Origin of the sequence: Shewanella woodyi ATCC 51908 (genome assembly GCF_000019525.1) — a bacterium.
GTDB classification, from domain to species: Bacteria; Pseudomonadota; Gammaproteobacteria; order Enterobacterales; family Shewanellaceae; genus Shewanella; species Shewanella woodyi.
Genome location: NC_010506.1, coordinates 3,014,600 through 3,037,573 on the forward strand (window position 1 = coordinate 3,014,600; position 22,974 = coordinate 3,037,573).

The 22,974-nt window shown below is 43.3% G+C and carries 22 protein-coding genes and 1 tRNA gene; 10 read left to right on the top strand and 13 right to left on the bottom strand.

The window, feature by feature from the left end; translation table 11 throughout:
- Positions 1–336 precede the first annotated feature (336 nt).
- Positions 337–1,530, top strand: a complete 1,194-nt coding sequence (locus SWOO_RS12630) for an efflux RND transporter periplasmic adaptor subunit (RefSeq protein ID WP_012325087.1) — start codon at positions 337–339, stop codon at positions 1,528–1,530.
- A 3-nt stretch (positions 1,531–1,533) separates the two neighbouring features.
- A complete protein-coding gene (locus SWOO_RS12635) occupies positions 1,534–4,755 on the top strand; it encodes an efflux RND transporter permease subunit (RefSeq protein ID WP_012325088.1) in 3,222 nt (1,073 codons plus the stop codon).
- A gap of 142 nt (positions 4,756–4,897) precedes the next feature.
- On the opposite strand, the gene SWOO_RS12640 is transcribed toward SWOO_RS12635, so the two are convergent.
- From SWOO_RS12640 to punC, 3 genes are all read right to left on the bottom strand, one after another.
- On the bottom strand, positions 4,898–5,746 hold the full coding sequence (locus tag SWOO_RS12640) for an META domain-containing protein (protein WP_012325089.1): 849 nt from the start codon (positions 5,744–5,746) through the stop codon (positions 4,898–4,900).
- A 383-nt stretch (positions 5,747–6,129) separates the two neighbouring features.
- Positions 6,130–6,220, bottom strand: a tRNA-Ser gene (locus tag SWOO_RS12645).
- Positions 6,221–6,345: 125 nt separating this feature from the next.
- Complete coding sequence (punC, locus tag SWOO_RS12650) at positions 6,346–7,617, bottom strand: purine nucleoside transporter PunC (RefSeq protein ID WP_041417634.1); 1,272 nt, start codon at positions 7,615–7,617, stop codon at positions 6,346–6,348.
- Between the two features lie 115 nt (positions 7,618–7,732).
- On the opposite strand from punC, the gene punR reads away from it, so the two are divergent.
- The 6 genes from punR to SWOO_RS12680 all read left to right on the top strand — a co-directional run bounded on the left by punR (position 7,733) and on the right by SWOO_RS12680 (position 11,243).
- Positions 7,733–8,635, top strand: a complete 903-nt coding sequence (punR, locus tag SWOO_RS12655; protein WP_012325091.1) for a DNA-binding transcriptional activator PunR — start codon at positions 7,733–7,735, stop codon at positions 8,633–8,635.
- A 364-nt stretch (positions 8,636–8,999) separates the two neighbouring features.
- Positions 9,000–9,659 carry a Bax inhibitor-1/YccA family protein gene (locus SWOO_RS12660; protein WP_012325092.1) on the top strand — a complete coding sequence of 220 codons (660 nt, stop codon included), beginning with the start codon at positions 9,000–9,002 and terminating at the stop codon, positions 9,657–9,659.
- Between the two features lie 144 nt (positions 9,660–9,803).
- Positions 9,804–10,193, top strand: coding sequence for a sulfurtransferase complex subunit TusD (gene tusD / locus SWOO_RS12665; RefSeq protein WP_012325093.1), 390 nt, complete (start codon positions 9,804–9,806; stop codon positions 10,191–10,193).
- Between the two features lie 68 nt (positions 10,194–10,261).
- Positions 10,262–10,618 carry a sulfurtransferase complex subunit TusC gene (tusC, locus tag SWOO_RS12670; protein ID WP_012325094.1) on the top strand — a complete coding sequence of 119 codons (357 nt, stop codon included), beginning with the start codon at positions 10,262–10,264 and terminating at the stop codon, positions 10,616–10,618.
- Entirely contained in the window at positions 10,618–10,899 is a 282-nt protein-coding gene (gene tusB, locus SWOO_RS12675) for a sulfurtransferase complex subunit TusB (RefSeq protein WP_012325095.1), read from the top strand. Before tusC ends, tusB begins: the two co-directional genes overlap by 1 nt.
- Positions 10,896–11,243 carry a TusE/DsrC/DsvC family sulfur relay protein gene (locus SWOO_RS12680; RefSeq protein WP_012325096.1) on the top strand — a complete coding sequence of 116 codons (348 nt, stop codon included), beginning with the start codon at positions 10,896–10,898 and terminating at the stop codon, positions 11,241–11,243. The genes tusB and SWOO_RS12680 overlap by 4 nt, the downstream gene beginning before the upstream one ends.
- A gap of 359 nt (positions 11,244–11,602) precedes the next feature.
- On the opposite strand, the gene serS is transcribed toward SWOO_RS12680, so the two are convergent.
- From serS to lrp, 6 genes are all read right to left on the bottom strand, one after another.
- Entirely contained in the window at positions 11,603–12,889 is a 1,287-nt protein-coding gene (gene serS / locus SWOO_RS12690) for a serine--tRNA ligase (protein ID WP_012325098.1), read from the bottom strand.
- An 18-nt stretch (positions 12,890–12,907) separates the two neighbouring features.
- Positions 12,908–13,282 carry a fluoride efflux transporter CrcB gene (gene crcB, locus SWOO_RS12695; protein ID WP_012325099.1) on the bottom strand — a complete coding sequence of 125 codons (375 nt, stop codon included), beginning with the start codon at positions 13,280–13,282 and terminating at the stop codon, positions 12,908–12,910.
- On the bottom strand, positions 13,275–14,606 hold the full coding sequence (locus SWOO_RS12700) for a replication-associated recombination protein A (RefSeq protein WP_012325100.1): 1,332 nt from the start codon (positions 14,604–14,606) through the stop codon (positions 13,275–13,277). Before SWOO_RS12700 ends, crcB begins: the two co-directional genes overlap by 8 nt.
- Before the next feature lie 9 nt (positions 14,607–14,615).
- Positions 14,616–15,242 (bottom strand): outer membrane lipoprotein chaperone LolA, encoded by a 627-nt coding sequence (gene lolA, locus SWOO_RS12705; protein ID WP_012325101.1) that lies wholly within the window; start codon positions 15,240–15,242, stop codon positions 14,616–14,618.
- A gap of 97 nt (positions 15,243–15,339) precedes the next feature.
- Entirely contained in the window at positions 15,340–17,880 is a 2,541-nt protein-coding gene (locus tag SWOO_RS12710) for a DNA translocase FtsK (protein WP_041417636.1), read from the bottom strand.
- A 202-nt stretch (positions 17,881–18,082) separates the two neighbouring features.
- Positions 18,083–18,586, bottom strand: a complete 504-nt coding sequence (gene lrp, locus SWOO_RS12715; RefSeq protein WP_012325103.1) for a leucine-responsive transcriptional regulator Lrp — start codon at positions 18,584–18,586, stop codon at positions 18,083–18,085.
- Positions 18,587–18,766: 180 nt separating this feature from the next.
- On the opposite strand from lrp, the gene ald reads away from it, so the two are divergent.
- Positions 18,767–19,882 (top strand): alanine dehydrogenase, encoded by a 1,116-nt coding sequence (gene ald, locus SWOO_RS12720; protein ID WP_012325104.1) that lies wholly within the window; start codon positions 18,767–18,769, stop codon positions 19,880–19,882.
- Positions 19,883–20,028: 146 nt separating this feature from the next.
- A complete protein-coding gene (gene trxB / locus SWOO_RS12725; RefSeq protein WP_012325105.1) occupies positions 20,029–20,985 on the top strand; it encodes a thioredoxin-disulfide reductase in 957 nt (318 codons plus the stop codon).
- Between the two features lie 71 nt (positions 20,986–21,056).
- Here the strand turns inward: trxB and SWOO_RS12730 are convergent, their stop codons facing one another.
- The 4 genes from SWOO_RS12730 to infC all read right to left on the bottom strand — a co-directional run bounded on the left by SWOO_RS12730 (position 21,057) and on the right by infC (position 22,974).
- A complete protein-coding gene (locus SWOO_RS12730) occupies positions 21,057–21,617 on the bottom strand; it encodes an NnrU family protein (RefSeq protein ID WP_012325106.1) in 561 nt (186 codons plus the stop codon).
- 156 nt (positions 21,618–21,773) lie between these two features.
- A complete protein-coding gene (gene rplT / locus SWOO_RS12735) occupies positions 21,774–22,133 on the bottom strand; it encodes a 50S ribosomal protein L20 (protein WP_012325107.1) in 360 nt (119 codons plus the stop codon).
- An 18-nt stretch (positions 22,134–22,151) separates the two neighbouring features.
- Positions 22,152–22,346 (bottom strand): 50S ribosomal protein L35, encoded by a 195-nt coding sequence (rpmI, locus tag SWOO_RS12740; RefSeq protein ID WP_011496149.1) that lies wholly within the window; start codon positions 22,344–22,346, stop codon positions 22,152–22,154.
- A gap of 85 nt (positions 22,347–22,431) precedes the next feature.
- Positions 22,432–22,974, bottom strand: coding sequence for a translation initiation factor IF-3 (gene infC / locus SWOO_RS12745; RefSeq protein ID WP_012325108.1), 543 nt, complete (start codon positions 22,972–22,974; stop codon positions 22,432–22,434).

Here is a 22,974-nt window from a genome sequence, read left to right on the forward strand (position 1 = left end):
CATGCCAGTTTCTGATAACACAAAAAATACCAAACAAGCTCAATTCAGGCTCAGATTGATACAGATCAATAACATAAGCCTTTTCGCTTAATAATCTACATCCCATGCAATCATTGACATAACAGATTAAATAGCCACTCTTTTAAGCACTCTCCTAGTCAAAAATATAAACGACACATAAATTTACACAATACGGATGTAACATTCCCCCACATCAATTAACATGTGAGCGTCGGAAGTTATTTATCCACCTAATAGAATAGGCAACCTAAGTCATTCAAATAATTTAGATTGTCGTAAAACAAAAAATACAGGCTTCAACAAGAGGAAGTGTTTGTGGCTACAAAAAAACAGATTATTTTGCCTATTGCCGTTATCTCAATAGGGATTGGAAGTTTCTTAGCAATTTCAGCATTGAAAAAGCCGCCAGAAGAGAAAGAAGCAGTAGACAACACCCCACTCGTTGCCGTAAAGCAGGTAAAGCTTGAGCCAATGACGTTTAAGGTAAACTCATACGGCGTTGTAAATGCAAAGTATGAAACAGAATTAGTCTCTCAGGTAAATGGGGAGATTGTCTTTCTATCTGATACCTTTGTTCGCGGTGGATTTGTCAAAAAAGGCGATATCCTTGCCAGAATAGACTCTAGTGATTATGACGCAGATCTCATTGATGCTGAAGCAAAACTTGCGTCGGCTCGCGCCACATTAGTCCAAGAGAAAGCGTTTGGTAAAGTCGCCGAAGAGGAGTGGAAACGCATTAAAGATGGCGTGCCTACTGAGTTGAGTTTACGTAAACCACAACTTGCTCAAGAGCTTGCCAAGCTAAACTCCTCTGAAGCAGGTCTTAAGCGCGCAAAACGTAATGTAGAGCGAACCATCATCAAAGCCCCTTACGATGCACTCATTGAGAGCCGTAATATTGGCTTAGGCTCTTACGTAAGCATGGGAACAAAACTTGGAAAAGTGTTAAGCACCCATAAAGCAGAGATCCGTTTACCTCTGGCAGATAAAGAGATCCAATATCTGGTAAATAAAGGCAAAGATGCCGATGTGACTTTAGTTGCCAATCTCGGTGGCAGCAAACAGGAGTGGGCAGGAAAGATAGTTCGAAGCGAAGGCGTTATAGACAGTCGCAGTCGTATGACCTACTTAGTTGCCGAAGTCATTGACCCATACGGTTTACAGTCCGATAAGAGTGAGCTCAGATATGGTACCTATGTAACAGCTAATATTTCTGGTACTGATGCTGGTGATGTCGTCGTTATGCCAAGACACTTAGTCATCAATGGCCAGATAGCCATACTCGATGACGATAAAAAGCTTCGCTATAAAGATGTCAACGTGATCCGTCAATCTGGCGCAGAGGTCGTGATATCAGATGGCTTGACTCAAAACATGGAGGTGATCATCTCTGCGTTGGATTATCCTGTCGAAGGGATGAAGCTAGCCTTACCTGAAGATAAGTTACTACAGCAAAATAGTGAAGGTGAAGAGTCTGATACTCAACTTGCCATGGAAGAGAAGGAGTAATCCATGACAGTAACCAACAAAAAAGGCACGACTCCACCCTCTCATGAAGATACAGAAAGAGGGATCATTGCCTGGTTTGCCAGAAACAGTGTCGCCGCCAACCTACTCATGATCATCATCATTCTTGGTGGATTACTGACAGCTGACACCATACGTAAACAGTTTTTCCCCCAAGTTGAAATAAACTGGGTTGAGTTTAATGCTTTCTATCCCGGCGCAGCGCCTCAGGAGGTCGAAGAGGGGATCACCATTAAGGTTGAAGAAGCACTGGAGAGTGTTCAAGGCCTAAAACGTGTGATCACTTATTCAAATCGTAACTCGGCCAGTGGTTATTTTCGAATTGAGGATTCATACGATCCACAAGTCGTTCTCGATGAGATTAAATCTGAAATTGATTCAATCTCAAGCTTTCCTGATGGCATGGAGAGACCAAAGGTTGAGCGCATAAAACTCCGTCAAGAGGTACTCTATATGAGTCTTTACGGGGATATGACACATAGACAGCTAAAAGAGTTAGGTGAAAACATTCATGATGAGTTAATGCAACTCCCCTTAGTGAATATCACTGAGTTCTATAGCGGGCTTGGCTATGAAATCGCCATAGAGGTAAGTAAAGACAGATTAAGAGAGTTTGGCTTAAGTTTTAACGACGTAGCAAATGCGGTGCGTGGATTTTCAAGAAACATGTCAGCTGGCCAGATCCGCGCCGAGAATGGCTACATTAACCTCAGGGTACAAAACCAAGCTTACGTGGGCTATGAGTTTGAAAATCTGCCACTCATTACTTTAGATGACGGTACAACGGTATTACTTGGAGATATTGCCACGGTTATTGATGGCTTCGAAGAGGGAATACAGCACTCTAAATTCAACGGTAAAAACTCTGTCACCTTCTTTATCGGTGCAGCTAACGATCAAAGCATGACCGATGTTGCCGATGTGGTAAAAAAATATGTTACCGAAAAGCAAGAGGTTTTACCTGAAGGCCTTAAACTAGAAACCTGGGTTGATATGACCTACTACCTAGAGGGTCGCTTAGATCTCATGCTCGACAGTATGAAATCGGGCGCAGTCTTAGTCTTTTTGATGCTTGCCCTCTTCCTACGCGTTAGGCTCGCATTCTGGGTCATGATGGGACTACCAGTCTGTTTCCTTGGTACCTTGCTCTTTATGCCAATGGGAATGATAGACGTAACCGTTAATGTCATCAGTCTCTTCGCCTTTATTTTGGTATTAGGTATTGTCGTCGATGATGCCATTGTAATGGGAGAGAGCGCCCATGATGAGTGTGAGCGCAGTGGTCAAAGCTTAGAGAGTGTCATACGAGGCGTAAAGCGTGTTGCTATGCCTGCAACCTTTGGTGTATTTACCACCATTGCAGCTTTCTTGCCTATCACACTTGGTGAAGGTCCCTCCTCTGCGTTCGGACAAGCGATTGGCTATGTTGTCATATTATGTCTCATCTTCTCTTTAGTGGAGTCAAAACTTATTTTGCCTGCTCACTTGGCGAGAATGAAACAGAAAAAAGTAGTACAACCTGGCTCTCGCAATCCTTTAGATTGGTTGAGAATCGGTGTCAATTACATCCAAGGTAAGATTGATAGAGGCTTACAGCATTTTATTAAAGAGGTTTACCGCCCAGCACTTACTATTGCTGTAAAGTATCGCTACGCCATTATCATGCTGTTTATTAGCTTCATTTTAATCTGCGCAGGCCTCTATACAGGTGGGATGATCCGTTATGTCGGTCAACCTAAGATCCCCCATGACTTCCCGCGCGTCAGCTTCGAGATGAACGTAGATGCTTCAGAGAAAGCAACACTCTCAGCAGCTTTAGCTATCGAGAAAGCAATTTATGACGTGGATAAGCGCTTAGAGGAGAAATATGGGCAAGGCATGGTCTCTGATATGCAGGTTGATCTCAGGGGGCGTACCTCAGCCGAAGTGATGACTAAGCTGGTGGATCCTGAAATAAGACCATTAGATACCTTTGAGCTTGCCGAACTTTGGCGACAAGCGATGCCGCTGATCCCAGGGATGAAATCCTTCGATGTACAGGATAACCTGTTCGGTGGAGGCCGAGATGATGGCGACATCAGCTTCCGTCTTGAAGGAAAGGATGAAGCACAACTGGTTGCCGCAGCCAAGGAGCTCAAGGCCAAACTCAATACCCTTAAAGGCGTCGGAGATGTCAACGATAGCCGACAATCTAGCGCTAAAGAGGTGCAATTTGAGCTAAAACCGCAAGCTTATGGACTCGGTTTAACCTTAGCCAACATCGCATCTCAAGTAGGCAACAGCTTCTACGGACTTGAAGCCCAGCGTATATTGCGAAATGGTGAAGAGATTAAAGTCATGCTTCGCTACCCAGAGGAGCAGCGTAACTCGATTGCTCAGGTCTCTGAAGTGATGATTTTAACTCCTCAAGGCGCCGAAGTACCTCTATCGGAAGTTGCCGAGATTAAAGTCACTCAAGGTGTGAATGGGATACGCCGTGAGAATGGTAACCGTACCATTAATGTTTGGGCTTCGGTCGATGCCGATCAAGCAGAGCCCTTCAAACTGGCTGAAGAGATCCGCGATAACTTTATGCCAGAGTTACTTAAAAAGTACCCTAGGGTTAAGAGTGAAGTCTCCGGTAATATCCAAGAGCAGATGGACAGTGCTAAAACACAGCTAAGGGATTTTATTATCTCTCTACTGATCATTTACAGCTTACTGGCTATTCCACTTAAATCTTACTCACAGCCCTTTATGATAATGGCAGTCATCCCATTCGGTGTAATAGGTTCCGTATTGGGTCATATGATCATGGGGATCGACTTAAGCGCCCTATCACTATTTGGCATCATCGCAGCTGCAGGTGTCGTGGTGAACGATTCACTGGTGATGGTTGATTACATCAATAAATCCAGAGAAGCGGGCATAGAGATGAAGCGAGCTGTACTGGAGGCGGGCTGTCGACGCTTCAGGGCCATCATGCTCACCTCTTTAACCACCTTTATCGGTCTGATGCCTATCATGACTGAGACCAGTATGCAGGCGAAAATGGTGATCCCAATGGCTACCTCCCTCGCCTTTGGTGTCCTGTTTGCCACAGTGGTGACCTTAATGTTGATACCTTGCCTATATCTTGCCATTGAAGATATTAAAAAGCTGGTTGGCAGTAAGTCACGAGTGAGTATTGAGGGTAACCTAGATATGCAGCCTGAGCCGATAAAATAATCTAATAGCTATTAGCCAAAAGTAAAATGCCGCTCTGTTTAACAGAAGCGGCATTTTTTATAGGGATGGAACTGTTTTCAAAGCTATATGGATTGTTTAAATTTAAACAACATATGATACCCGGTCACTTAAAATTTGAACCCTACTCCATGTCGCGGGATTCAAACCTTGCTACAACCTTCCCCATGTTATTCTTAACGATTAGGATCTCACCTTGAACTTGATAACTTGCAAAGCTTTCCAGTGCAGTAAGAAACGCCATCTCTTGCTCCATCCCTTTGGCACACATTTTACGCGTACCAGCTACAGGTCCCATGGTCAGCTTTCCCTCTTGGGTTTGAAAACTTCCCATAAAGTTATTGCAGCCAGAGAAACCGTTAACCGCATTTTTGTCACTATTAAATTGAATAAAAAGCGCGTTATCTCCCTCACCCATAGCAACTGGACTCTCGGCTAAGCTCATTAATTCCCAATGGGTAAGACTAAACTCAGCATTAGCGTTAACATCTGCTGCTTTGTCTCGTACCACACGATCCAATTTTATCTCAATAGGCGATGCTTGATTTTGAGCAAAGGGGTCGATATGGGTTGTCGATGTAAACACTAAGCTGTCTTCAGCTTTAATTGTCGCACGTAAACTGTATCTATGTTTATCTAAAATATTGCTTGAATCATACCCAATGCTCACTGTATAGGGAGGCGCACCAAGCTCAGTTACTGTCTGGCTTGCAATAAGCTCTGAAGCCGCATCGGCTTTTGAAACATCCTCAAGCACCACCTCAAGCACCGCATTAGGCGGCAACATTCTACGATCTAAATAGATCACGTTCACATCCAGTGATTTCATCACGCTGGCCTTTTCTGTAAGCTGCTTATCGGCTATTGAGCCATCTTGATTTGGAGTAACCGTTTTACTATCGCAAGCTTGCAATGCAAAAGCAGATATAAGAACTGAAGAGAGTAAGGCAAGTTTTTTCAATTTAAACTGCATAGGAAAATCCTTTTAGTAACAAGGTCAGGACAAGCACTTGTCATCCTGACAAAAATGGCAGATTGAACCAGTTCAGCGTTTATGACAAGAAAAACTCACTCAATCATGTCAGATTTAACAAAGATACTCTCTTCGAAAGTTAAAAATCCAACATAAGTAACAATAAGTTATAAATCCCCCTCATTAAAATGAATTGCACCTTCGGCATCTCTCTTCTAAATGGAGCACAAATAACAAATAGTAAAAAACCTAACGCTTTTATTAGGACTTCATCTAAATATGGCGGAGGGATAGCTGATTTAAACAATAGGAACCCTAGGGTTCAGCTACTGCCTCGAAACGAAAAAGCCCCAAGTATCTCTACTTGGGGCTTCATCTAAATATGGCGGAGGGATAGGGATTTGAACCCTAGATGGGCTATAAACCCATGCCGGTTTTCAAGACCGGTGCATTCGACCACTCTGCCATCCCTCCGAACGCCGCGAATAATATAGCTACCCGCTTTCTATGTAAAGTCCTAATCTGTACTTTTAATAAAAAAACATTTAACTGACTATTTCACCGACTATTGACTGGCTAAATGAAGATAAATCCAGCGCTTAATCACGATTAAGCTTATCTTGCTCTAGAGCAATACGAGCTGGATCTGGCGTAGTAAAGTGATTTTTAACCTCACTCCAAGAGCTATTAACTCTTAACTTATACCCAACTAACACTAAGATTGCACAAGATAAGATCCCCCAACCAATTGCAACTTCGCCCGATGCAGCCCATAAAGCCACTAAGCTTGATGCACCAAAAGCGATACTCATCTGCAAGAAGTTCTGTAGGCCAGCAGCTTTAGCGGCATTCTTAGTAAATTCCTGCAGTGCACAGTTCACCACAATTGGGTAAATAGCGCCATTCGCGGCAGCCAGTATCGAAAACGCCGTTAATAGAGGCAGAATACTGTCAGCTTTAAAGACCAGTGAACTCAATACAATTGAAAGCACACATAAGCCAAAACAAACCAGCATAATGGTGAGCGTTTTCTCTGCGCCAACTTTACGGATCAAGATCTTACTGGCGTAACCACCAACAATGAACATGATAGTCTGCGGAATAAAACTCAACCCTATCTCTTTAGCCGCAAAACCATGCTGCTCCATCACTATCGGCCATACAGTCAGGTAAGCAAAAAAGGCTCCTGAACATGCACCAAATATGATCACATTACCAAGATACTTAGGATTCTTTAACAGGCCCAAATATGAGATAGGTGCAACTGCAACATCATCGCTATGAGCCGCTTTCTCTTTAGGCACAAAAGCCAGTGTAAGTAGCATTAAGGCCACAGCTAAAACAGTTAACAGTAAGAAGATACTTTGCCAGCTACTGATATCGAGAATAAATGCACCTAACAGAGGAGCCAATGCAGGAGAAAGCGCAACCAAAGGCATAATGTTAGAGAATACATTTTGAGCTTTGATTGAATCGTACTTCTCAATCACGATAGCTTGCCAGATCACACCAGCACTACATGCACCTAACGCTTGGAAGAAGCGAGCAATATTGAAAGAAAGTACTGTTTCACTTGATGCAAGAGCGAAGCTGGCAACAGCAAAGATAACTAAACCCAATAACAGAGAGTTACGTTTACCAATTCGCTGAACCAGAGGCCCATAAAGAAGTTGTCCAATAGCTAAACCTGCCAAGAAGCAAGTCAATGAACTGGCTACTTGGGCTGGGCTTGCCTGCATTGTATCCTCAATCGCTTTAAAAGCAGGAAGATACATATCGGTGGCAATAAAACCTAACATACTCAACAAGGCTAAGTAGCTAAGAAATAGAAAGTACTTGGTATTTTCGAGAGAATTCATATAAATTTCGATATTGTAAAAGTGAATAATAGCTAAGGCTGCGCAGTCTAAAGACTTGCTAAATCCTTGTGAAGCGTTTATTTTTGACCTTAGCCTTCAAAATTTCTCATAGCAAGGAACTGCTGGTATGCTTTCTGAACAATCACTACAACTTATCGACATGGTCGCTCGTGTTGGTAGTTTCACCGCCGCAGCCAATAAACTTCACAAGGTCCCTTCTGCTGTCAGTTATGCAGTAAAACAGGTTGAAGATGAACTTGGCTCCACATTATTTGAACGCCACCACCGAAGTGTTAGTCTGACCCCTGCGGGAGAATATTTCGTCAAACAAGCTCGTGTTATTTTGACCAACATGGAATCGATGAAAGATGATACCAAGCGCGTTGCCAATGGTTGGCAGCCAACGCTCTCAATAGCACTGGATAATATCGTCAGAGCCGATAAGATAAGTGTGCTCATTGCTGACTTCTATCGACACTTTACCAATGTTGAGTTGATCATCCGTATTGAGGTATTTAATGGTGTCTGGGAATCCATTGCCAATGGGCGCAGCGATATTGCTATTGGGGCGACCACAGCCATACCTGTCGGTGGTGATTACCATTTCCGTGATATGGGAGAGATTGAGTGGGCTTTCCTGATCAGTAAGCGACACCCCCTTGCAGAGATAGATAGACCATTAACAGACGATGAGTTACGACAATATCCCTCTATCTGTCTTGAAGACACCTCCCGAGAGATCCCCAAACGTATGACCTGGTTACTTGAGAATCAACGTCGCTTAGTGGTTCCCGATTGGATCAGGGCCATCAACTGTTTCCGAGAAGGCTTAGGGATCGGCTATATGCCGATGCACTTTGCAGAGCCCTTTATCCGCTCCGGTGCCCTGCTATCTAAGGAGCTTGAACGGCCTAAAGCACCAAGTCCTTGCTGCTTGGCATGGAATGGCGCCAATATGTCCCCAGCTATGGCCTGGGTCTTGGACTATTTGGGAGACAGTGAAAAGTTACATAATGACTGGTTTCTTTAAGTCATTACCAACAATTAATATTGGACAAAGGCTCAAGCTAGGAAGAATAAAGTGCATTAAACTTTGTGCATAAAACTAAATTCGCCTATGCCAGTGTTATTGCGCTGGCGTATGATGAAAGAAACGGTAATATTACGACTCATATTTAAGGTTCAGTTAATATTGGAGATAAAGAGCCTGTTTTAGGTACTGAAAAGCGCTTTGTGGCTTTCCCCCTCAGACTCGCTACTGTATGATTCAATAACTTACTGTAATAGATACGCGGTAATTAGGCTGACGTCTCGACTTGCGGAACTCTTTTGAGTGAAGCGAATCGAAGTAATATGATAAGAACATCTGCTAAAAAGGGTCACTGGAGATCGATATGACACAACAGACACTGTATTCAACCAGCGCTTCCACAATGGAAGTGAATAAGCTTCTTAAAAATACCTATATGCTACTTTCGCTAACACTCGCTTTCTCAGCGGTTTGTGCCGGCTTAGCAATGGCATTGCAAATTGGTCCTCTTCTGTCTATCGGTATGTCTCTGGGTAGCTTAGTTGTCCTGTTCGTGACATTAAGAAAAGCTGAAAGTGCTGCAGGACTTTTTTGGGTCTTTGCCTTTACGGGGATGCAGGGCGCTTCATTAGGCTATATCCTTAACCATTACGCAGGTATGGCTAACGGCCCACAGCTTATCATGCAGGCGCTTGGCCTGACTTCTGTAGTCTTTGTGACTCTATCTGCATACGCAATTACAACTAAGAAAGACTTCTCATTTATGAGGGGCTTCCTAATGGCTGGTATTGTTATCGCTATCGTTGCAGGTATTGCGAACATCTTTATCGGTAGTGGTGTCGTATTTATGGCACTTAACGCAGGTATTGCACTGCTAATGACAGGCTTCATCTTGTATGACACGAGCCGTATTGTGAATGGTGGTGAGACCAATTACATTCGTGCAACTATCTCTTTATACCTAGACTTCCTAAACCTATTCATCGCACTATTGCACCTGATGGGTATCGGCGGTGATGATTAATCACAGGCTGTTAAATACGGATTATTGAACTTCATTTGCCTAAGGGTAAATAAACATTTCTCAGTCTGTATTTTACGTTAGAATAGCTCCTTAAAGGGGCTATTTTTTTGTCCTGTTTTTCATTTTTAACAGCAGTGTTTATACATGAGCAAATTCATCATTCAAGTTAACGGCCCGGTCTATGGCAGTTCTGCCAGTTACAGTGCCTACCAATTTACCCAAGCAGCATTGGCAGCTGGTCATGAGATCAACTGTGTGTTTTTCTATCAAGATGGTGTGCTCAATACCAGCTCATTAAACAGTCCTGCATCCGATGAGTTTGATCTGACTAGAGCCTGGATTTCACTTAATCAAAAATACAGTGTCAGATTAGTCAACTGTGTATCAGCTGCTCTAAGGCGTGGTGTGATATCGAAAACCGAAGCCGATGAGTCTAAGCTCCCCCACTGGAATATGCAGAGCCCCTTTGAGATGGGTGGCCTTGGTGAGCTAGTAGTCGGGATTGAGAAAACAGACAGACTGGTAAGCTTCTAAACAGCTCGTCTAAAAAGTAATAACTGCTTAAATGCAGTATGAGTAAAAATTGAATTAAGAAACTGGATATGAAAAAGTTAACTATCATATTTCGCCGTGCACCACACGGCAGCCCCCATGGCAGGGAGGCATTAGATCTCGCACTATTAAGTGCAAGCTTTGAGCAAGAGGTGTCGCTGATCTTTGCCGATGAAGGGGTCTTGAATCTAGTTAAAACACAGCAGCCTGAACTTGTCGGTGCAAAAGATTTTATTGCAACCTTTGGTGCCCTCCCCCTTTATGATATCGATACCATACTGGCATGCGAAGCCTCATTACAGGAATACGGCTTAGCTAACGCAGAGCTAACCATAGCACCTAGCATAGTGGCCCCATCAACTATTCGCGAGCAACTAGCCAGTGCGGATGAGGTTTTAGTATTCTAATGATTTTACACAAGATACAGACATCGCCAGCTCAAGATAATGCATTATCGACTTGCCTACGCTATATAGATAAACAAGACACTCTCTTGTTGTCTGGCAATGCCGTTAATGCACTTTTACTGACTTGTTGGCAAGAGAAGCTTTCTCAAATAACAGTGTTAGTGTTAAAGGAAGATATAGAAGCGAGAGGTCTGAATGAACGGCTTAACCAATATTCCTCAATTAGCTACGAGCAATTTGTTCAAGAAACATTACGTCATGAAAAGGTGATCAGCTGGTGACAGACACAATTAATAGCATCGAATACAATCAAACCCAGATAGAGACAGATCATCAAGGTTACCTGAAAAATGTGGATGATTGGAATGAAGGTATTGCAGAGGTAATCGCTGCAAAAGAGGAGATCCAATTAACAGAGGCACATTGGGAGGTCATCCATTTTGTGCGTGACTTTTACCTTGAATTTAAGACCAGTCCAGCCATTAGAGTACTCGTGAAGGCGATAGGTTTAAAGCTTGGCGCAGACAAAGGGAATTCAAAGTACCTATACACCCTTTTCCCTGTGGGGCCTGCCAAACAAGCGACAAAAATAGCTGGCCTTCCTAAACCTGCTAAGTGTATATAAAAAAACCTCAACCAGATTAATGGTTGAGGTTTTTAAAGCAGTTCAGACAAGCGAACCTATAAAAGACTTTAAAACTGATAGGTATCAGGTCTAGCATATGTAATGAGCGTCAAAACGCATCAAAACAGATACTAACCCATGACATTTTTAAAAACCAATATTGCGGCCTCGCCAAATGTAGCAAACATAATCGCGCCGAATAAGCAGATCACAGCAACATAGGTAAGCCACTGAAAGTAGCGCCTTCCAGCATCCATAATGCGTATCCCCTAAAATGATTCTCACATAGATCGACGACATTAACTTATTTAATCGTTTTGTCTGTTAAGCGTCGATCTACTAACTACTTACGGATTGGTTTAACCAATCTTCTCTAATCCACCCATGTATGGGCGAAGAACCTCTGGTACTGTAATTGATCCATCTTCATTCTGATAGTTTTCAAGCACAGCAACTAAAGTACGTCCAACAGCCAAACCTGAGCCATTTAAGGTATGCAGTAAAGCTGGTTTCTTAGCATCAGCAGCTTTATAACGCGCTTGCATACGGCGAGCCTGGAAGTCCTGCATATTACTGCAAGATGAGATCTCTCTGTATGTATTTTGCGCTGGCAACCACACTTCAATATCGAAAGTTTTACTTGAACCAAAACCCATATCACCGGTACATAGAATAACGGTGCGGTATGGCAGACCAAGTTTCTCAAGTACCTTTTCGGCGTGGCCAGTTAACGCATCTAGCGCCGCCATTGAATCTTCAGGCTTCACTAGCTGGACAAGCTCAACCTTATCAAATTGATGTTGGCGAATAAGACCGCGAGTATCACGACCGTAGGATCCCGCTTCACTTCTGAAGCAAGGCGTATGAGCGGTGAGCTTAACAGGCAGCTCAGCTTCATCTATGATGGTATCACGAGCGATATTAGTCAGCGGCACCTCAGCTGTCGGAATAAGGCTCAGTCCCTGCCCCTCTTCAGTTGCAGGTTTAGTGTGGAAAAGGTCTTCACCAAATTTTGGTAGTTGACCTGTTCCCATCAAGCTATCTTCGTTGACTAATAAAGGAACATAAGTTTCAGTATAACCATGCTCTGTCGTGTGCAGATCTAGCATAAATTGGGCTAATGCTCTGTGCATACGCGCAATTTGGCCTTTCATGATAATGAAACGAGAACCCGTGATCTTAACTGCTGACTTAAAGTCTAAGCCGCCTAAAGTTTCACCAAGTTCAACATGGTCTTTAACCTCAAAGCCGTACTCTTTAATTGTGCCCCAGCGGCGAACTTCAACATTCTCGCTCTCATCTTTGCCGATTGGTGCAGATGCATCAGGTAGATTAGGTACGCTCAGTGCAATTGCGTTTAGCTCTTCTAGAAGCTCAGCAAGCTCTGCTTTCTTAGAATCAAGTTGCGAGCCAAGGTCACCAACTTGAGCCATAATAGGCGCAACATCCTCACCTTTTGCTTTTGCTTGTCCAATAGATTTAGAGATGGCATTACGGGAAGCCTGTAGCTCTTCGGTAGCCACCTGAAGTGACTTACGCTTTTCCTCTAACTTACTCAGACGCTCTACATCCAGAATAAAACCACGGGTGGCTAGGCTTTCCGCCGTTGCCTCTAATTCATTACGCAAAAATTTTGGATCTAACATGTTTTATATTCTTAATAGTTAAATGCGAGAAAAAACCAACTGCTGTCCCAAGTAGACCATGAATATACACAGACATAGGTTCAGAGCGATATTTAAAAATGCCTTTAACCAAGCTCCACTTTGTATCAATAACAAGGTTTCATTGGAAAAAGTTGAAAACGTTGTAAGTGCACCTAATAGACCAACACCCACTAAAGCTTTTATTTCAGGACTAACTTCACTCACCTGACCTAAAGCGTAAATCACACCCATCAAAAACGAGCCTATGATATTGACTAATAGTGTACCAAAAGGAAATGCTGAGCCAAATAGCTGTACCATGAAAATTGAGATCAGATAACGAAAAACAGCCCCAATAGATCCCCCGAGTGCAACAAATAGAATATTATTCATACCGTTTTATCTCACTATCATTATCAAGCTGGGTCAATTGCTCTAATTTCGATTTAATTCGTTTCTCAAAGCCATGTTCCGTCGGATAATAAAAACGGCTTCCAGCGAGTCTTTCAGGAAAGTAACACTCTCCACTGGCATAGGAGTTTGGTTCATCATGAGCATATCGATACCCTTCACCAAAGCCGATATCCTTCATCAATTGAGTCGGTGCATTTCTCAAGTGTTCGGGTACCGCATCTTGGCCAGTTTCACGGGCTAGCTGGCGAGCTGCTTTAAAAGCGGTATACACGGCATTGCTTTTAGGGGCACTGGCAAGGTAGATAATGGCCTGTGCAATTGCGCGCTCTCCTTCAGAAGGCCCAACACGATGAAAACACTCCCATGCATTGATAGCAACAGTCATGGCCACAGGGTCGGCATTACCAATATCCTCTGAAGCGATAGCCAATAAACGACGCGCAATATAGAGAGGATCGCAGCCCCCCTCTAACATACGACAAAACCAATAGAGCGCCGCATCAGGTGCTGAGCCTCTAATGGACTTGTGTACGGCAGAGATCAGATCGTAATATTGATCGCCATTTTTATCGAAACCAGCTAACTGCTGACCAGCGACTTCGACAATCATCTCCTCAGTGAAACTTTCACCATCGGCCACCATATCGCTCATTAATTCAATTAAATTAAGTGCTTTACGGGCATCACCATCACACACATTGGCCAGTTTATTCGCAACAGCATCGGGAATAGTCAGCTTTCTTTTACCCAATCCTCGTTCAACATCCAACAGTGCTTGATTAACAATCAGCACAATCTCATCGTTGGTTAATTTCTTGATAAGGTAAACGCGAGCCCTTGAAAGCAGTGCATTATTGATCTCAAATGAGGGATTCTCTGTGGTCGCGCCGATAAAGATGACGGTGCCGTCTTCGATAAAAGGCAAAAAAGCATCCTGCTGGCTTTTATTGAACCTATGCACCTCATCCACAAACAATAAGGTGCGCTGCCCTCGAGATTCAGCCACATTCTTTGCATGCTCAATGGCGGTACGTATCTCTTTGACGCCAGATGTGACTGCAGAGATACGCTCAACATGTGCATTGGCATAGTTCGCGACTAATTCAGCTAAGGTTGTTTTCCCCGTTCCTGGAGGCCCCCAAAACATCATTGAGTGAGCACGTCCAGCTTCAAGTGCTTTACGAAGTGGCTTTCCTTCACCTAACAGGTGAGACTGGCCGATATACTGAGACAGCTCCTCGGGCCGCATGCGTGCGGCGAGTGGTCTAAAATCTGGGGCAAAATCGAAACTAAAACTGGACACTAAGGCCTCTTAATTGATCGCATTGAGACGTTGGTCATCGATATCAACATCATCTGGGACGGTAAATTTGAACATAGCACGCTCAGCATCATCAATGGCTGTTTGCTCAGAGAGTGTAAACTGGCTGACATTGCCCTGCTGATCTTGCAATACCATCTCGGTCAATGTCTTGTCATCAAAACAGACCTTAACAGACTCAACTCCTGCATCGATACTTTTAGGCTTAATATTGAAACAGCCATTATCACTGGTTACCGAGTATTGAGACCAGGTCTCCTCATCTCTGTGAACTAAAAGTGCAATTGGAGAAGCACTGATCGCTTGATTGAGGTCCATCACAGAGACCTCCTCCGCAAAGGGGTTATAGATCCATACATCAGTACCATCTGCAACAATCAAAGATTCATCTGGCGCAGTGAGATGCCAGTAAAATTGATTCGGATAAGCCAATGCAAAGATGCCGCTTCCTTTCTGGATCTGTTTGTTATTGATGTCTGTAACCGTTTGCTCAAACTTAGCTTTAAGTGTGGCTATTTCGGTCAATTTTGCTTTTAACACTGATGACTCATCAGCAAAAGCCATATGAGGAGTCAATAGCGGCAAGCTTAGCATCAGCGCGGTTAAAGTTTTTCTCATCTTAATTCCTTCATCGAATTCTTTTCAAAGGGGATTGCCCCAAACTATCTAGTCCCACAAATATCAAAAGCCAGCGGCTGTTGTTTTGAGGCTATCATTAATAAATTTTAGGTGGCGGTGGCGCGAGCACCTCACGGTTACCGTTATGTCCTTGTGAACTCACCACACCTTGTGATTCCATCTGCTCAATAATTCGGGCTGCGCGGTTATAACCTATTTTAAATTTACGCTGTACGCTGGAGATTGAGCCGCGGCGTGTTTCAGTGACAAAAGCAACCGCTTCATCATAAAGAGCATCGGTATCATCCTCAGATTCACTGGCCTCTCCCGGCAACAGCACCTGCTCTCCTTCGGTCGAGCCTTGTAAAATTTCATCAATATATTGAGGTTTACCACGGCGGTGCCAATCAGCAACAACCGCATGCACTTCATGATCGTCAATAAAGGCACCATGAACACGATTTGGCACTGATGTTCCAGGTGGCAGATAAAGCATATCACCCATACCCAATAAGGTTTCTGCACCTTGTTGATCTAAAATGGTACGGGAATCGATACGACTCGATACCTGAAACGCCATACGCGTTGGAATGTTGGCTTTAATTAAGCCTGTGATCACATCAACAGAAGGACGCTGAGTTGCGAGAATAAGATGAATACCTGCAGCTCGAGCCTTTTGTGCGATACGTGCGATGAGTTCTTCAACCTTCTTACCTACAATCATCATCATATCGGCGAACTCATCGACGATAACCACAATAGAAGGTAGCTTATCTAACTCAGGCGCTTCTGGCTCCATGCTATCAGATGATTTCCAAAGCGGATCAAAAATAGGCTGACCAGACTCCTTCGCCTCTTTTATCTTGGCGTTGTAGCCTTTAAGGTTTCTCACACCCAGTGCCGACATAAGCTTATATCGACGCTCCATCTCACCAACACACCAGCGCAATGAATTAGCCGCCTCTTTCATGTCGGTAACAACTTCACACAGAAGATGCGGGATCCCTTCATAAACTGAAAGCTCGAGCATCTTTGGGTCAATCATAATAAAGCGCACATCATCGGGGCCTGATTTATAGAGCAGACTGGTGATCATCACATTGACCCCAACAGACTTACCCGATCCTGTTGTACCCGCAACCAGGAGGTGCGGCATCTTTCCGAGATCCACCACAACAGGCTGACCTGCAATATCTTGGCCCAGTACCATGCTTAAATGAGATTTACTCTCTGAGAAGGCTTCACTGTCTAACACATCTCTCATGAACACCGTTTCGCGGAACTTGTTTGGCAGCTCAAGGCCCACATAAGCCTTACCAGGGATCACCTCAACGACTCGTACACTTTCAGCAAGCAAAGAGCGGGCTAAATCTTTTGATAAATTCGTGATTTTTGATGCTTTTACCCCTGGCGCTAATTCAAGCTCAAAGCGAGTGACCACGGGACCTGGGAAAACACCCATGACTTTAGCAACAATATTAAAATCAGCCAGCTTAACTTCAACAAGCGCCGCGACCTGATCTAGCTCTTCACGACTAATAGGGTTATCTTGTCTGTTAGGGACATCAAGTAACGAGATACAAGGCAGAGGAGTAATAGGCAGCTTCGCCTCCTCTTCCTCTTGTCCTGGCAGTATTACAATCCCATCAACAATCTTTGCTTCTTCGACTTTCTGACGCTGAGCCGCGGTGACAGCTCCTGTCGATGTTCTGGTATCAAAATCAATCTCTTCATGCTCTGTATTATCAATTGACAATGATGGCTCAAGCTCAGGCATATCAGCTGGGGCTGAACTATTTTCACTCTCTTGATGATCAAACTTTGGTTCTGTTCTTGGTTCGACGCGCCCCTCATCTTTAGGTTCTTTACGCATGGCGTCAAGCAAGTTAAACCTAGAGCTGGGCTTTTCTGGCTCCTCGAACTCCTCTTCATTATCGACATCACCTTCTCGATGCTGATTACGCTTTTCTTTAAATTTATCAAACACAGACATAAAGCCGCGAGTATCTTCTGTCTCTTCAGCTCGACTGTCAAAACGAGCAGGCAGACCTCGCAGAGCATTAAAGAGGTAAATAGTGTAATAACCAGTTAAATCCACTATTGTGAGCCAACTAATGCCCGTTAGCAGTGTAAAGCCTGCCCCTACGAAGCAAAGTAGCAGTAAAGTAGTACCTAACTTATTGAAATAAGGCAACATTGCATCTCTGATCACATCACCAGAGACACCACCGGCCGAGAACTCATAGATATCATTGGCATTCATACTGGCCAGCGCCGCTAAACTAAATACCATAAGCAGGAAGCCTATTAGACGTAGTCCAACTGAAAAGTAATCAATTTCCAACAACTTATGTGTGCGTTTAAACAGTAACCACCCTGTTAGTGCCATAATGATAGGAATGAGATAAGCGGTATAACCAAAAAAATAGAACAACACATCCGCACACCAAGCACCGACGGCTCCGGTGAGGTTTAAGATCTCACCTTCGAAATTTGACTGACTCCAACCTGGGTCTGAAGAATGAAAGCTACTTAAGGCTAGGAGTACGTAAGTTGCTAACATGCAACATATAATGAGGCCTCCTTCCAGAAGGCGCTGCACGCCAGTGAGCGTTTTGACACTATTTCCCTTAGACAAATGAAAACCCATAAAAAAGATAAAGACAGGTAAAGGTAAGATATCAAAATTATGGTGAATTTGCAGCGGTTAAACCTATCTAAAGGCAATAAGATGAATCTAAATTAATGTAAACGATGATTTTATCGCCATTCGAAAGATCATATGGCGGAATAAGAAAAGGAGCCATAGTTGGCTCCTTTGTCATTACTACCTTTAAATCCTAAGATTCAGCGGTAATATTTATTGCAACTTTATTAGTTTGCTTGACCTCTTCCATCACCACGTAGGTACGTGTGTCAGAAACAGATGGCAACTTAAGTAAAGTTTCACCTAATAAACGTCGGTATGCAGACATGTCTGATACACGCGTCTTCAACAGATAGTCAAAATCGCCTGAAACTAGATGACACTCTTGAATGTCGTCAAGTAACTGTACGGCACGATTGAACTTATCAAACACTTCCGAACTATCACGATTGAGCGTAATTTCAACGAATACGAGTAAAGAAGCACCCAAAAAATGGGGGTTTACTAATGCCGTATATCCGTTGATATACCCCTGCTTTTCGAGTCTTTTAACTCTCTCTAAGCAAGGAGTGGGACTAAGCCCTACACGTTTCGATAGCTCCACATTGGAAATGCGACCATCCATCTGCAGTTCATTAAGTATGTTTCGATCTATGCGATCTAAGTCTTTTATTGGACTCTTTTTATTATTAACCATATTATTAACCTTGCTTTATCACTAAAACAACATTTATCACTACGTATGTCGAAAGTTCAGCAGCATAAACTGCCGAACTGATACTATACTAGATTTCCCTGAACTAATCACGTTCAGGTCACGACAAAATCACAATTATTCCCATATATAATGGGTTTTTATGCAATTTGAGGCTCGAAGATGATAATTGGTGTACCTAAAGAAATCAAAAACCACGAGTATCGCGTTGGAATGGTCCCATCAAGCGTACGTGAATTAACCATTAAAGGTCATAAGGTCTTTATTGAAACTAATGCTGGTTCAGGAATTGGTTTTACAGATCAAGATTATATCGACGTTGGCGCATCTATTTTAGCCACTGCAGCTGAAGTGTTTGCAACAGCAGATATGATAGTTAAAGTTAAAGAGCCACAAGCTGTTGAACGTGCGATGTTACGTGAAGATCAGCTGCTATTTACCTACCTTCACCTTGCTCCTGACCTCCCTCAAACTGAAGACTTAGTCAAAAGTGGATCAGTTTGTATCGCTTATGAAACCGTCACCGATGACCGCGGTACATTACCACTTCTTGCTCCTATGTCAGAAGTTGCTGGCCGTATGTCTATTCAAGCTGGCGCCATGGCGCTTGAAAAGTCTATGGGCGGTCGCGGTATGCTACTTGGTGGTGTTCCTGGGGTTGAACCAGCTAAAGTCGTCATCATCGGCGGCGGCATGGTGGGAACCAATGCCGCGCAGATGGCTGTTGGTCTAGGTGCTGACGTTGTCATTTTAGATCGTAGCATCGACGCACTGCGCCGTTTGAATGCTCAGTTCGACAATAAGGTTAAAGCTATCTACTCTACTGCTGATGCTATTGAGAAGCATGTGTTAGAAGCTGATCTTGTGATCGGTGGCGTCCTAGTACCTGGTGCTGCAGCGCCAAAACTAGTGACTAAAGAGCACATTAAGAGCATGAAGCCTGGCTCTGCAATTGTTGATGTTGCTATTGACCAAGGTGGCTGTATCGAAACCTCTCATGCAACTACACACCAAGATCCAACCTATATTGTTGATGATGTAGTCCACTACTGTGTTGCTAACATGCCTGGCGCTGTTGCACGCACGTCAACATTTGCACTAAACAATGCAACACTTCCTTATATCATCAAACTTGCAGATCTTGGTTACAGAGATGCCCTTTTGAATGATAAACACCTATTAAACGGTCTTAATGTTATGCATGGTAAGATCACGTGCCTTGAAGTTGCAGAAGCGCTTAACTTTGAGTTCGTAGACCCAAAAATTTTACTTAGCTAAACTATTTTAGCCAAGTAAAAATTCAGGGAGCCATCGGCTCCCTTTTTTCGATTAGAACAATCTAAAAGAATAAGTAGAGAGGCCTTTACCCGCTGGCGTAAATTCCCTACAATCCCTGCAATTCGCTATAAGGTACGGAGATAATAATGAGTCAAGCTAGACACTGTGAACTACTAATATTGGGCTCAGGCCCAGCAGGCTATACGGCAGCGGTATACGCAGCTCGTGCTAATCTAAAACCTGTTTTGATCACAGGCATTCAGCAAGGTGGTCAATTGACCACAACAACTGAAGTTGAAAACTGGCCAGGTGATGCTGAAGACTTAACCGGTCCAGCATTAATGGAGCGTATGCAGAAGCACGCGGAGAAGTTTGAAACTGAAATTATTTTCGATCACATCAATGAAGTCGATCTTCAGGTTCGCCCTTTTAAACTTAAGGGTGATAACGGTGAGTTCACCTGTGATGCTTTAATCATCTCAACAGGCGCTTCAGCCATGTACCTTGGTCTTGACTCTGAAGAGGAGTTTAAAGGTAAAGGGGTTTCAGCTTGTGCAACTTGTGATGGTTTCTTCTACCGTAATCAAAAAGTAGCCGTCATTGGCGGTGGTAACACAGCGGTTGAAGAAGCACTTTACTTAAGTAACATCGCTTCTGAAGTTCATTTGATACATCGTCGTGATTCTTTCCGTAGCGAAAAAATCTTAACTAAACGTCTTATGGACAAGGTTGCCAATGGCAATATCACTCTTCACTTAGACAACACCTTAGATGAAGTTGTTGGTGATCAAATGGGTGTTACTGGTCTTAAGATGAAAAGCACTAAAGATGGTGCGATTAAAGATCTTGAGGTTATGGGAGTATTTGTGGCTATCGGTCATAAACCAAACACCCAGATGTTTGAAGGCCAGTTAGAGATGAACAATGGCTATATTAAGGTGCAAAGCGGCCTTGATGGCAACGCAACCCAAGCAAGCATTGAAGGTGTTTTTGCTGCTGGTGATGTGATGGATCAACACTACCGTCAAGCCATTACCTCTGCCGGTACTGGTTGTATGGCAGCATTAGATGCTGAGCGTTACTTAGATGCTAAAAACAGCTAAACCATAGGCTAAAGAATTAATTTTACTAGCAGGCTTTTAGGCCTGCTTTTTTTACCTCTATTTACTAGAAGTTAGACTATAGCCACACCAGAAAGATATGGATGGATCAGGGCTAAAATCACAAATATAACTCCCCCCACCAATAGCACTTTTATCTCATTGCGCCATGAAACAGGCTCAGGTTTAGACCAAGCCCCCTCTCTTTTGTTGATAAAATAGATCTGCCAGAGTGACCATAGACACATACCACCAAATAAGATGAGTGAGCGACTATCACCATTTAATATCAAATGGGCGATTGACCAAACTAATACACTGGTCAGTTGGGGATGCCTAATGACTCTTTTGATATTCGTTTTCTGTTTTGCAGCAGCAAATAACATTGATGCGATCAACATCAAAACCACAGCAATTGGTTTTGTGCTTTGAGGGAGTGTGTAGACAAACTCAATCGGCGCCGCTCTCCAACCAAAAACAATCAAACAAAGTGATGAGATGATTAAAATAGAAAAAGAGAGCATGTAACCTTTATCGCTAGTTTTCGCTATCCAACTCTGCTTTAAAGAAGGTGTGGCAGAGGGAATAAAGTGCACAAGTGACCACAGTAACAAACCTACCAGTAACATCCACATAGGCGCTCCAAGTAAAATATGATGGTGATAACATGCAGGCTAAATCAGTTTAATGTCAACAAAAAGTGATGTGAACAATCGGTAGCTATGGATAAAACCAGGAAAGGAAACTAAAAAAGGGACCCGAAGGTCCCTTTCTAAAGCAGATTCAACTAATTACTTAGCTAAAGCTTCTTTTGCTTTCTCAACTAAAGTTGTAAATACAACTTTATCAAAAACAGCGATGTCAGCCAGGATCTTACGATCGATTTCAATAGAGGCTTTTTTCAAACCATTAATGAAACGGCTGTAAGACAGACCATTTTGACGAGAAGCCGCATTGATACGTGCAATCCAAAGTTGACGGAATTGACGTTTCTTCTGACGACGGTCACGGTAAGCATATTGACCAGCTTTAGTTACAGCCTGAACTGCAACGCGGTAAGTACGTGAGCGAGCTCCGTAATAACCTTTGGCTAATTTAAGTACTTTCTTGTGACGAGCACGAGCGGTTACACCACGCTTAACTCTAGGCATTGTTCATTGCTCCTTTAATTAAGCGTATGGTAGTTGACGTGCAATTGCTGGCACATCAGACTTAGCTACTAAACATTTTGCACGTAAGTGACGTTTACGCTTAGTGCTCTTCTTGGTCAAAATGTGACGTAAATGGGCTTGCTTACGCTTGAAACCATTGGCGGTTTTCTTAAAACGCTTCGCTACACCCTTGTCTGTTTTCATTTTAGGCATTGCTAAAACTCCGCATTGGGACATTAATAAAACGCAAGGCGAGCAGAGACCTTAACAGACCCCTGCTACTTTTTGGTTGGCCTTACTATTTCTTTTTCGGCGCGAGTACCATCACAGCTTGGCGACCTTCCATTTTCGGGAAGGACTCAACTACTGCTATCTCAGCCAAATCATCTTTAATACGATTCAAAAGATTCATACCAAGACTTTGGTGAGCCATCTCACGACCACGGAAACGCAGCGTAACTTTCGCTTTGTCGCCGTCATCTAGAAAACGATTCAGGTTGCGTAGTTTTACCTGATAATCGTTTTCATCTGTACCGGGACGGAATTTTATTTCCTTCACCTGTACAATTTTCTGCTTCTTCTTTTGTTCTTTTTGAGATTTTGCTTTATCAAAAAGAAACTTTCCGTAGTCCATTATACGGCAAACCGGCGGCTCAGCGTTAGGACTAATTTCAACAAGATCCACACCGGCTTCATCAGCTAGTTCTTGTGCTTCTCTGATTGTCATTAACCCTAGAGGCTCACCATCTAAACCATTTAGACGTACTTCTGAAATTCCGGTGATGAGTTCGTTAATTCTGTTCGGGGCCGCCTGGCGCCCTGCTGTTTTTTTGATCTTTAT